Origin of the sequence: Pseudoalteromonas sp. S1610, assembly GCF_005887465.1 — a bacterium.
Taxonomy (GTDB): domain Bacteria; phylum Pseudomonadota; class Gammaproteobacteria; order Enterobacterales; family Alteromonadaceae; genus Pseudoalteromonas; species Pseudoalteromonas undina.
Window position 1 is genome coordinate 1 of the sequence record NZ_PNDI01000079.1, and the last position, 11,065, is coordinate 11,065.

Annotated in this window: 12 protein-coding genes; 7 read left to right on the top strand and 5 right to left on the bottom strand. The window is 38.8% G+C overall.

Going from position 1 to position 11,065, the window contains the following annotated elements; genetic code table 11:
- Positions 1-1,059: 1,059 nt before the first annotated feature.
- The 5 genes from CWB77_RS17450 to CWB77_RS17470 all read left to right on the top strand — a co-directional run bounded on the left by CWB77_RS17450 (position 1,060) and on the right by CWB77_RS17470 (position 7,143).
- Positions 1,060-2,439: an MATE family efflux transporter gene (locus tag CWB77_RS17450; RefSeq protein ID WP_138623805.1), complete on the top strand. Its 1,380-nt coding sequence runs from the start codon at positions 1,060-1,062 to the stop codon at positions 2,437-2,439.
- Positions 2,436-4,430 (top strand): excinuclease ABC subunit UvrB, encoded by a 1,995-nt coding sequence (gene uvrB, locus CWB77_RS17455; RefSeq protein ID WP_008468252.1) that lies wholly within the window; start codon positions 2,436-2,438, stop codon positions 4,428-4,430. The genes CWB77_RS17450 and uvrB overlap by 4 nt, the downstream gene beginning before the upstream one ends.
- On the top strand, positions 4,431-5,360 hold the full coding sequence (locus tag CWB77_RS17460) for a class I SAM-dependent methyltransferase (RefSeq protein ID WP_138623807.1): 930 nt from the start codon (positions 4,431-4,433) through the stop codon (positions 5,358-5,360).
- An 8-nt stretch (positions 5,361-5,368) separates the two neighbouring features.
- Entirely contained in the window at positions 5,369-6,034 is a 666-nt protein-coding gene (locus CWB77_RS17465) for a tRNA (adenine(22)-N(1))-methyltransferase TrmK (protein ID WP_054201171.1), read from the top strand.
- 95 nt (positions 6,035-6,129) lie between these two features.
- Entirely contained in the window at positions 6,130-7,143 is a 1,014-nt protein-coding gene (locus tag CWB77_RS17470) for a hypothetical protein (RefSeq protein WP_138623809.1), read from the top strand.
- An 8-nt stretch (positions 7,144-7,151) separates the two neighbouring features.
- On the opposite strand, the gene CWB77_RS17475 is transcribed toward CWB77_RS17470, so the two are convergent.
- Positions 7,152-7,394 carry a hypothetical protein gene (locus CWB77_RS17475; protein ID WP_010388451.1) on the bottom strand — a complete coding sequence of 81 codons (243 nt, stop codon included), beginning with the start codon at positions 7,392-7,394 and terminating at the stop codon, positions 7,152-7,154.
- A 174-nt stretch (positions 7,395-7,568) separates the two neighbouring features.
- On the opposite strand from CWB77_RS17475, the gene CWB77_RS17480 reads away from it, so the two are divergent.
- Entirely contained in the window at positions 7,569-8,018 is a 450-nt protein-coding gene (locus CWB77_RS17480; protein ID WP_138623811.1) for a methyltransferase family protein, read from the top strand.
- A 60-nt stretch (positions 8,019-8,078) separates the two neighbouring features.
- Here the strand turns inward: CWB77_RS17480 and queC are convergent, their stop codons facing one another.
- Positions 8,079-8,735, bottom strand: a complete 657-nt coding sequence (gene queC, locus CWB77_RS17485; RefSeq protein ID WP_008110177.1) for a 7-cyano-7-deazaguanine synthase QueC — start codon at positions 8,733-8,735, stop codon at positions 8,079-8,081.
- 145 nt (positions 8,736-8,880) lie between these two features.
- On the opposite strand from queC, the gene queE reads away from it, so the two are divergent.
- Complete coding sequence (gene queE / locus CWB77_RS17490) at positions 8,881-9,546, top strand: 7-carboxy-7-deazaguanine synthase QueE (RefSeq protein WP_055013381.1); 666 nt, start codon at positions 8,881-8,883, stop codon at positions 9,544-9,546.
- 129 nt (positions 9,547-9,675) lie between these two features.
- Here queE and CWB77_RS17495 read toward each other — a convergent pair whose 3' ends face one another.
- The 3 genes from CWB77_RS17495 to CWB77_RS17505 all read right to left on the bottom strand — a co-directional run bounded on the left by CWB77_RS17495 (position 9,676) and on the right by CWB77_RS17505 (position 10,847).
- Complete coding sequence (locus CWB77_RS17495; RefSeq protein WP_138623813.1) at positions 9,676-9,948, bottom strand: hypothetical protein; 273 nt, start codon at positions 9,946-9,948, stop codon at positions 9,676-9,678.
- Between the two features lie 15 nt (positions 9,949-9,963).
- Positions 9,964-10,266, bottom strand: a complete 303-nt coding sequence (locus tag CWB77_RS17500; RefSeq protein ID WP_024601110.1) for a hypothetical protein — start codon at positions 10,264-10,266, stop codon at positions 9,964-9,966.
- A gap of 116 nt (positions 10,267-10,382) precedes the next feature.
- Positions 10,383-10,847: a hypothetical protein gene (locus tag CWB77_RS17505; protein WP_138623815.1), complete on the bottom strand. Its 465-nt coding sequence runs from the start codon at positions 10,845-10,847 to the stop codon at positions 10,383-10,385.
- Positions 10,848-11,065 lie beyond the last annotated feature (218 nt).

An 11,065-nucleotide genomic window follows, 5' to 3' on the forward strand; every position in this document is an offset into this window, starting at 1 on the left:
ACCAACTGAGCTAAGGGGGAAGCGTCTTGCCTTTCAACGGGGCGAAATATTAATGACCGCATAGCAAAGTGTCAACATATAAAAGATCATAAATTCAAAAAAGAGGTCTATTCGTTGTTTTTATGTGCAATCTGCGCGTTTTATAACACTATTTAAGTAAAGCGTAGTGATATTGTTTTACAAAAACAGCGTAATATTTGAATCAAGTAAGGATCTTTATCCAATAAAAGTTGCCATAAAATTTAAAAAAGTAGCTTTTAGTAATAAAAAACTGGTCTATTTCCTTTATTTTTAAAAAGACTTTATAAACGTATTTAAAATAAATACCTCACTTTTACTTTGTATCGTTAAAGTTTGTTGAACTAAATCTAAATGAAAGACGTAATAGATAGTTTCTATGTTGATTAAAATAAAATGTTTGTAGAGTTATGTGGGTTTTGTATAAAAACAGAGCAATCAAAGGGTTGGCTATTTATTCAACATAAATATGGTTTTGCATTAAATAAACAAATAATCTCGTTTTAATGAGTTACAAAACCATTTTGCGCTGTTTCCATATTGATAACGTAAAAAAACCACAACACTGTTAAATTTGCACCGGGTTGTAGCCCTTTATAAACGCGGGGTTGAATGAGTTATCCACGGTTTCTGTGGATAACTCTGTTTATTAAACTTTAAGAACATCAGCACCCCCAGCACTGTAGGGCGCTACAACGATTTCAAGTATTAAAAAGCTTTTTTTTTATATATTAAAAAACAAAGGCTTATGATTCAGCTTAGATAGCCACCTAAACGATAAATAAAATTTTTCGTGACGATAAAGCATCATCGCTAACTGTGTAATAAAGCAACAAAATCTAAAAGGTAAATGTTGCAAAAGTTACATAAATGTATTTAATTTGATTTTTGATGTGTTTGTGCAAAATTTATTTACAACAGCGTAAAAGTAATAGTTTGTAGATTAAAGGCTGATTTAGTTGTTTAGATTTAATAAAGCATGGCTTGAACTCTCCGGATGCTTTAAAATATGCCGTTCAGTAAAAGAGGCTTATTTATTTTATGCGCGCACATTCTCAATCACATACTCGCCCTGATTTACTCACTGCTCCAATCTTGCCTACGTTAAAGAAAATGACCGTTCCAATGATCTTTGGGATGATTACCCTGATGATGTTCAACATAGTTGATACTTTTTTTATTAGTTTATTGGGTACAGAGCCGCTTGCTGCAGTGAGTTTTACATTTCCTGTTACTTTTACCGTGATTAGTTTAGCAATTGGTTTAGGTATAGGGACTTCTGCGGTTATTGCAAAAGCATTAGGCAGTAACAATTTAGAAGAAGCGCGTTTTGATGCCAGTGTTTCGTTGTTGGTAGCGGTAATATTGGTATTAATTTTATCTGCTAGTGGCTATTTATTGATTGATCCAATATTTACGTTGCTTGGGGCAGGGGAGCAAGTACTCCCGCTAATTCATCAGTATATTAGTATTTGGTTTTTGGGCAGTGTGTTTTTAATTACCCCAATGATTGGTAATTCTGTACTGCGTGCGAGCGGTGATACTAAAACACCGAGTATTATTATGGGGGGGGCTGGACTTATAAATGCTGTACTCGATCCGATGCTGATTTTTGGCTTTGGTCCCATTCCCGCATTAGGCATTAAAGGGGCTGCTATTGCCAGTGTTATAGCTTGGGCAGTTGGAGTGGCGATTATTTTATACATATTAATTGCTAAAAAGCAGTTACTTAGTTTAAAAGCGGGCAAACAAACTGTTATTGGTGCAATTCGTAAAATTTTAAAAATTGGTTTACCGGCAGCGGGTGCTAACATGCTCACCCCAGTTGCTATGGCGGTAATGACTGCATTGGTTGCTCATCATGGTCCCGAAGCCGTGGCTGCTTTTGGAGTAGGGAGTCGAATAGAATCAATAGCGAGTTTAGTGGTATTAGCCTTGTCGATGACCTTGCCACCTTTTATTAGCCAAAACTTTGGAGCGAGTCATTTTTCTCGCGTAAAAGATGCCTACCTAGGTACGCTCAAGTTTGTAATGTTGTGGCAGTTCATTATCTATATTATTTTAATTATTTTTTCAGGCGTCATTAGTGAAATATTTGGTAAAGAGCAAGCGGTTGTTGATGTCATCAAGTTGTTTATTTATACCATTCCTTTAAGTTATGGTTTGCAAGGAGTGATCATTTTATCAAACTCCTCGTTTAACGCTTTACACAAACCCATGAACGCCTTAGTTTTAAGCGTTATTCGATTGTTTGTTTTTTATATTCCCTTTGCGTATATCGGGAACGAACTTGCAGGCTTAATCGGCTTGTTTATTGGCGCGGCCATTGGTAATTTATTTACAGCACTTGTAGCCTACAGGTGGTTTATGAAAGAAATTGAAGCGTTAAGCAGTCAAGCATTACAGGAGTGTAGTCATTGAGCGATCATTTTCAGCTAGTATCAAAATTTAAACCCGCAGGGGATCAGCCAACCGCTATTGCTCAGTTGTGTGAAGGCTTAGAAGCCGGACTGGCCCAGCAAACCTTATTAGGCGCAACGGGAACAGGTAAAACGTTCACTATGGCTAACATTATTAGTGATTTAAACCGGCCAACTATTATTATGGCGCATAATAAAACCTTAGCGGCGCAATTGTATGGCGAAATGAAAGAATTTTTTCCACACAATGCGGTTGAATACTTTGTATCTTACTACGATTACTACCAACCTGAAGCCTATGTGGTAGCCAGCGACACCTTTATCGAAAAAGACGCATCTATTAATGAGCACATAGAGCAAATGCGACTCAGCGCCACCAAAGCGCTTTTAGAGCGACGCGATACCATCATCGTTGCGTCAGTATCGGCAATTTATGGTTTGGGCGATCCTGACTCATACATGAAAATGATGCTGCTTTTAAAAGTGGGTGAAAAGGTCGACCAACGTGACATGCTGCGCCGTCTTGCAGAGCTACAATATACGCGAAACGATATTGATTTTAGTCGCGGTACATACCGCGTTCGTGGTGAAGTAGTTGATATATTTCCAGCTGAATCAGACACCTATGCAGTGCGTGTAGAAATGTTTGATGACGAAGTTGAACGCTTAAGTATTTTTGACCCATTAACCGGTGCGGTAGAAAAACACATAGTGCGTGCCACTATTTATCCTAAAACTCACTATGTAACGCCACGAGAAAAAATTCTCGAAGCCATAGAAAAAATTAAAGCAGAGCTCAAAGAGCGCAGAGCACAATTGCTCAGCGCAAACAAGTTAGTAGAAGAGCAACGCATAGCTCAGCGTACCCAATATGATATAGAAATGATGACCGAGCTTGGTTATTGCTCTGGTATTGAAAACTATAGCCGTTATTTATCGGGGCGCACACCTGGCGATCCACCGCCAACATTACTGGACTATTTACCCGACGATGCATTAATGATTATTGATGAATCGCACGTAACCGTCTCGCAAATTGGTGCCATGTATAAAGGCGATAGAAGCCGTAAAGAAAACCTCGTTGAATATGGTTTTAGAATGCCCTCAGCTATGGATAACAGGCCACTGCGTTTTGAAGAGTTTGAGGCTATTGCACCACAAACCATTTATGTATCGGCCACCCCGGGCGACTTTGAATTAGAGCGCAGCAACGGCGAAGTTGCAGAGCAGGTTATTCGCCCAACTGGTTTACTTGATCCTGTTATTGAAGTGCGCCCGGTAGGCGATCAGGTTGATGATTTACTCTCAGAAATTTACAAATGTGTTGAATTAAAAGAGCGTGTGCTGGTAACTACGCTTACTAAACGCATGGCTGAAGATTTAACCGACTACTTGAGTGAGCACAATGTAAAAGTACGTTATTTACATTCTGATATTGATACCGTAGAGCGAGTAGAGATTATTCGTGATTTACGTGCCGGTGTATTTGATGTGTTAGTAGGCATTAACTTACTACGTGAAGGCTTAGACATGCCAGAAGTGGCACTAGTGGCTATTTTAGATGCCGATAAAGAAGGCTTTTTACGCTCAGCACGCTCACTTATTCAAACGATAGGCCGTGCGGCGCGCCACCTTGATGGTCGTGCCATTTTATACGGTGACAGAGTGACTAAATCGATGGCTAAAGCCATTGAGGAAACTGACCGACGCCGAGAAATACAGCATGCTTATAATGTTAAGCATGGTATTGAACCTAGTGCATTAGTTAAAAAGATACTTGATGTAATGGATGTAGGCCAAGATGCTTCACCGCAAGACAACCTACAGCTTATTCGTAAAGAATCTAAAAAAATCCTCAGTGCTAAAGAAATTGCAACGCAAATTAAGCAGTTAGAAACCAAAATGCATGCGTATGCCAGCGATTTAGAATTTGAAAAAGCCGCCTCAGTGCGCGACGAAATACATGAACTACAACAACAGTTGATTAATTAAATGACAACCGATTTTACTCCCCTTATAAATGCTTTGGCAGACACGCCTTTTTCCGATAATGAGCTTTGCCGCGTTTTTCATGGGCGTGGCCACAGTGTTGAAGCGCTTAGTCATATTAACTTAGATTTTTACCCACCAAGTTTGTTTTTGGTGTCATACAGTGAAATTGACGAGGAAACACTCGCTGCACTCACCGATACGTTATGGCAATGGGCACAAAAACATCATCCAGAGTTAATTACTGCATTGGTGTATCAGCAGCGAGCTGGGCTGCAAAGCCATAACACCCTTGTTCACGGCCAACTGCCAGTTCGTCATAGCGTAGCCGAAAACGGGGTGCGTTTTTTGGTTGATTTAATGAGTAAGCAAAACACCGGTATTTTTCCTGATATGCGAAAAGGCCGTGAGTTTGTCATGCAAAATAGTAAGCACGCCAAAGTACTTAATTTGTTTTCTTATACCTGTGGTTTTTCGGTTGCGGCTATGCACGGCGGCGCAGATCATGTGATGAACATGGATATGAGCAAAGGTGTGTTAAAAGTGGGTAAGCAAAACCACCAACTCAATAATGTCGATCGTGGGGTCAGTTTTTTACCGCACGATATTTTAAAGTCGTTTGGTAAGCTAAAAAAAGCCGCACCGTTTGATTTGATTATTGTTGATCCGCCCAGTTTTCAAAAAGGCAGTTTTATTTTAACCAAAGACTATCAAAAAGTGCTGCGCAGACTTCCTGAGCTTTTAAACGATACTACACAGTTATTGCTATGCGCTAATAGCCCAGAGCTTACAGAAAACGATTTTAAAGCACTTATTGAAGAGCATACTCAAGGTGCTATTGAGTTTGTTAAACGCCTAGAACCTACCGATCGCTTTATTGAAATTGATCGCGATAAAAGCTTAAAAGCATTGGTGTACAAAACAAAAACATAGTGAGTTAAATGAAACTGAGTAAACGTTTAAACGCCATCAATTCGTTAATTACACAGTCTTACGATATTGTTTGGGATTGTTGTTGCGATCATGGCTTTTTAGGTATGGCATTACTTGAGCGCGGCATAGCCAAACAAATAAACTTTGTTGATATTATTCCAGAGTTAATGGAAGCGCTTGAGCAGTCGCTACAACAATTTGAGCAAGGAAAGTCTTTGCCTTCATGGCAAGTGCGCTGCGAAGATGTTGCGCAAATTAAACTGCCAACAAGTGCCAAACAAGTAATTGTTATTGCTGGGGTAGGGGGCGATTTATGCTTAAAGCTCATTGAGCAAATTATTGCTAATAACCCACAAAGCCTTAAACAGCTTAGTTTTATTATTTGCCCTATTATGCACCTCTACAAAGTACGTGCGGGTTTAAAAGCGTGTAATTTGCAGCTCGATAGCGAGCAAATTATTGTTGAAAACAAGCGTTTTTACGAAGTGCTACAAGTCAGTTTTAATGCCACCGGCACTATTACTAAAACGGGGGCTCATATGTGGGATAAACATAACCCTCAACATCATCAATATCAGCAACAATTGCTTGACCATTATACTCGAATGCTCAATAAAGATAGAGTTTACTATCAAAAAGTTATAACAGAGTATCAACGCGTATTTGAACGCTAAATACTGCCAAAAAGTGTGATCGCTTTTTATGATTAACTACGTAAAGTGCTTCATAGTTAATATCTTGCCGCTAGGCAGATTTATTTGGTTTATATATGTCAGATAACAACACAAAAATTGAGTCATTATTAGATGATGGGCAAAAATGGCAACACAGTTACGAGCAACCTATTTCGTATGCGCCCCTAGTACAACTGGCTAATAAAAATTGGATTGTTCCGCAGCATTTTTTGCGTTACAAGCATACGCTGGCCAGTGTTAATGAAGTGCTTAACGACATTAGTTTTTCCAACCACTTTAGTGTGTTAGCAGCTGAAAAAAACAGTGATGTTTATTTGCAAGTAGCAGTACTTAGCCCAGACAATTATCGCGCTGATAATAAAGCAAAAAAACTATTGTTTGGTCGCCGTTGGCCGGTAGAGCAGAACCTGCCTACCTCGGAGCTTATTCAAACTGCATTTTTAGCGTTAAAAGTGGCGCGTGAGCATGAGGTAAGAGAGCTTTTTCAGCTGCAACACCAAGGCGCAACCAGTACGCCATTTAATAATCATCATGACTTACCCGTTATGGCACAAAATCCCGAGCTTGTTAAAAGCATATCGTTTAAAAATATTTCATTGAACGAGCTGATAGATCGCCTTGTGTTTGCGGATAACCAAATAGAGCTAATTAACTGCCAAGCTATAATCACCGGTGAGCAGGTGTATACGGTTAAACTTCATTGCGATAGTTGCCAGCTGAGTGAGTTTAATAACAAAACTTTGTCATTTTTAGCACCGGATACAACAACAAATAGCTTTTTACATAGTTTTATTGCCGCATTGGTTGCTATAAGCAATGATTATGTGAGCGAGCATTTTAAATACCAAGGTTTTGCACGTTTTAGTAAGCATGTACAGGCGGAGCAAATAGGCGAGTTAAGTGTTTCTATGCGTTCGCCAAGTTCAGTTAGTTTGTGCTCAATGGGTAAACAAGAGGCGAATCAGTTAAATTTTGAGATAGACAGTGGCCGAGCGCCACAAGGGTGTGGTCAAGCAATTGGTGGTTTTTTAGCTGCCCATGGCATTGAGCAGCCTGAAAACGCACATTTATACCCAAATTACTTGTAACGTATACATTAAAGTTTGTTTATTTCTTGTTTTACGTTGTAGCTTGAGTCGGTAACAATGGCTTCAAGTGTTTGTACTCGTTGTTTAAGTTCACTCACTTGAGCGGTTACCTCAGCTAGTTGTTTGTGTGCGTCTTGATTGTTGTCCTGTACTTTATGTTTAAATTCAAGGTGCTTTTTATACATATCGTAAATAACTCCCGAACCTACAGAAATAAGTACAATGAGAACTATCATTGTTGTGCCAGACATAATTACTTCCTTTAACTTTTATTTAAGCTTAAATTATAACCATAATTAAGCGCTCATAAAGCTAATTAATTGTAACTTTATTTGTATTTATAAATATTCGATAAGTCATTGTTATTATTTGTGACGCCACCATATAGTAATTATGAAGTTTTTTAATCGATACAAGGAGTAGGTATGTTAAATAATAAAATTCCACCGGTTGTGGTTGTGGTGTTTTTTGCTGCTGTAATGGCACTGATTGCACATTATACCGTGATTGATTTTAGCGCATTTATTACTTATCTCTCGCTAGCACTTGTCGCTACTGGGTGTATATTTTGTATTGCTGGGGTCGTGAGTTTCCGGTTTGCTAAAACAACAGTACTACCTAACAAACCAGAACAAGCGTCTAGTTTAGTTACCTCAGGTGTTTATAAATTCTCTCGTAATCCGATGTATTTAGGTTTTGCGTTTATATTAGCAGGCTGGGGTGTGTGGCTGGGTTCAATGTGGGCTTTTTTAGGTGTAGTAGGGTTTATTGCTTACATTACCTTATTTCAAATAATCCCAGAGGAACGGGCGCTCCACAAATTATTTGGTGAGCAATTTGACGATTATAAATCACGAGTAAAGCGCTGGCTTTAACGTTTTATCGCAACAAAAAAGGCTACCCTAGGTAGCCTTTTAATGTATTAACGTTGAACTTTACTCATATTCAAGCGGGTCTGTCACGTTGTTAAGCTCAAAGGCCTCTAAACGTTCTTGGCAGGCACCACATTTACCACACGCTTTGTCACGACCATTATAACAGGTCCATGTTTGGCTGTAGTCTAAGCCCATTTTAATACCGTCGGTTAAAATATCGATTTTAGTATTGTTTAAATACGGGCTAAAAATTTCTACTGCATCGTAATTTGCAATACGACATACATCATCCATCTTTTTAACAAACTCAGGACGACAGTCAGGGTAAATTGCATGATCGCCTGAATGCGCGCCGTAATATACTTTGCTCGCTTTAAGCGACACTGCATAACCTACCGCTAAGGAAAGTAAAATCATATTGCGGTTAGGCACAATGGTGCTTTTCATGCTTTCTTCTTCGTAATGGCCTTCTGGCACATCAATATCGTCTGTTAACGACGAACCACCAATAAGCTGATTAATTGCTGATATATCAACAATTTTGTGCGGGACATTTAGCTTTTCACATACGTTGGCGGCAACTTTAAGTTCTTTAACATGACGCTGACCATAATCAAACGAGAGGGCATAAACATCATGGCCTTGCTGCAAGGCTTTATTTAATACAGTAAATGAGTCCATACCGCCGGAATAAATAACAACTACTTTTTGCGTCATACGTGGTTTGCTCTTTAGTTTTGATAGAGGTTTATATCAGGGCGCGATATACTACACGGCCAAGGCATAAATGACAATTTTTGCACCGTGCTTTGCGATTTTTAATAGTAACAATTTTGCCGTCAGGTTGTAAGTGAGATTTCTTTTGTACAAAATTAATGAAGTGTTTGAAACCATTCAAGGTGAAGCGAGCTTTACCGGTACGCCGTCTATATTTTTACGCCTGCAAGGTTGTCCTGTGGGATGTTCATGGTGTGACACTAAACAAACTTGGGATGTTGATAACGTATATAAAGTATCACTAGATGACACGGTAGAAAAAAAAGCCGACTCTGATCATTGGGCTGAGGCCAGTGCCGCGCAGGTCCTGGAGTTATTTAAATCCCGTGGCTATACCGCCAAGCATGTTGTGATCACCGGTGGTGAACCTTGCATGTACGATTTAAATCCAGTGTGTAATTTATTGCATGATCATGGCTTTAGCACGCAAATAGAAACCAGTGGCACCTTTGAAATTCTCGCCCCTGCCCAAACGTGGGTTACGGTATCGCCAAAAATTAATATGCGTGGTGGTTACAAAGTATTGAGCAGTGCTATGCAACGCGCCGATGAAATTAAACATCCGGTTGCTATGCAAAAGCACGTAGAAGAACTGGAAGAGTTATTTGTCGCCACGGGTGTTAACCCAAAACTGGTATATTTACAGCCAATCAGTCAAAAAACGTCGGCAACTAAATTAGCCATTGATACTTGTATCGCCAAAAACTGGCGCTTATCAATTCAAGTACATAAGTATTTGGGTATTAGTTAAACAGAAAGAGCAGTTATAAGTGCTTAGCTGTAAGCGTTAAACTGCTTGGCGTTAAGTTATATTACGTAGGTTGGGTGAGTAAACCCCAACCTAACTCAACAAATTTCAGCTCATAAAGCCAAGCAGGCTTTAAATATAATTTTCATCAATAAACTGGCACCACAGCTGTGTATTTAATTTTGGTACGTTTGGCTTATCTCTAATACCGAGTTTAAACATGATCACAGAGCGCCATTCTAAAGAGCCAATGCCTGGCCCATGTCCATAACCGTCACCGGTACTTATTTGCTGTTCAACATGATTAAACCATGCTTCAGAGCACGGCGAATATTTTTCACCCTTTTGCGCAACACTACTGCACCCAGCAATAATGAGTAATAAAGGGGCCATTAATAGTCTCATATTTTACCTATGTGTTTATTTTGCTAATCGCTGCTGTGTTAAGTTTAAACGCTTATGTGAGCTGTATACTTGCAACCTTTCATCGTCCGTAATTAAAAATGCATCCATTTCTACAGATATTAAAGCTGATATGGGGAAAATCTCTAAAACACCAAGATCAGCAAGTTTAGCTGAAAGAAGTGCCGTTTTGCCGTTAGCAATAAAGGTAGAGTCTTGATCACGGTAATCGCCATCAACATATAGTTTTGCACCACCAAACCATGAGTTAACAATTTTAATTTTATGGCCCTTAACTGTGAATTCGAACTCTTTTCTCATTTTCAAACTCCATTTTTTGAAAAGTGTATAACATGTTAACGCCGTAAATAAACGGCAGAAAATAGTTGGCAATAACTTGTTGGGAACGAACAAAATAATCTGTTTTTATCCCACTTCTAATTTGTTTTGTTCAATTGCGATTTGCACAATACATTTTCGTTAAGCTTATTACCAAACAAAGATTTCAACCTTTCTGTACCACCCGTTTTTTCATAAAACTCTTGTAATGTAATTTCTTTTTTCTCGTAGCTCATTAGCTGCCAAAAACCGTAAAAGCCTTTGAGCCAAAAGTAATAAAACACCGCTCCAACAGCCAATAGGAAATATGCTGATTTGCCAACTTTTCGTTTGTACTTTATGGCGCAATAAAAAAACCAGACACAGCTTAAAACTGCCACTATTAAAAATGCCGTAAAAGGTGTAATTGCAGTATCGATATTATCCCAAAGGAAGCTTAGACAAATTGAACTCCAATCTAACCCCATAGAGAAAATTAAAGTAATCTTAAAAAAGAAATATAATAAAACGGTAGTAAACACCGCATATAAGATCCCACTTTCCTTGTACTCTTCTTTATTCAATACTTGTCCTTATTGAGCGATTTAATAATCTTATAGTGCGCGAGTCGTGCAGGTTTATATCCATACCACGCTCACTTTTCTTCTGTAAAGTTTTAACAAATTACCTAAGATATTACTACCACAAACTTTTCTATGACTTTTAAGCAAAGCTAATACTAAAAAACGTTGTTATTGAGCAGCGCTTTTGTTTTTATTTTGTTGAACCTTGAACCTTGAAC

What these genes read in the sequence shown, in the direction of transcription:
- CWB77_RS17450 (WP_138623805.1), top strand. Translation starts at nt 1,060, where the DNA reads ATGCGCGCACATTCTCAATCACATACTCGCCCTGATTTACTCACTGCT.
- CWB77_RS17460 (WP_138623807.1), top strand. Translation starts at nt 4,431, where the DNA reads ATGACAACCGATTTTACTCCCCTTATAAATGCTTTGGCAGACACGCCT.
- CWB77_RS17465 (WP_054201171.1), top strand. Translation starts at nt 5,369, where the DNA reads ATGAAACTGAGTAAACGTTTAAACGCCATCAATTCGTTAATTACACAG.
- CWB77_RS17470 (WP_138623809.1), top strand. Translation starts at nt 6,130, where the DNA reads ATGTCAGATAACAACACAAAAATTGAGTCATTATTAGATGATGGGCAA.
- CWB77_RS17475 (WP_010388451.1), bottom strand. Translation starts at nt 7,394, where the DNA reads ATGTCTGGCACAACAATGATAGTTCTCATTGTACTTATTTCTGTAGGT.
- CWB77_RS17480 (WP_138623811.1), top strand. Translation starts at nt 7,569, where the DNA reads ATGTTAAATAATAAAATTCCACCGGTTGTGGTTGTGGTGTTTTTTGCT.
- queC (WP_008110177.1), bottom strand. Translation starts at nt 8,735, where the DNA reads ATGACGCAAAAAGTAGTTGTTATTTATTCCGGCGGTATGGACTCATTT.
- CWB77_RS17495 (WP_138623813.1), bottom strand. Translation starts at nt 9,948, where the DNA reads ATGAGACTATTAATGGCCCCTTTATTACTCATTATTGCTGGGTGCAGT.
- CWB77_RS17500 (WP_024601110.1), bottom strand. Translation starts at nt 10,266, where the DNA reads ATGAGAAAAGAGTTCGAATTCACAGTTAAGGGCCATAAAATTAAAATT.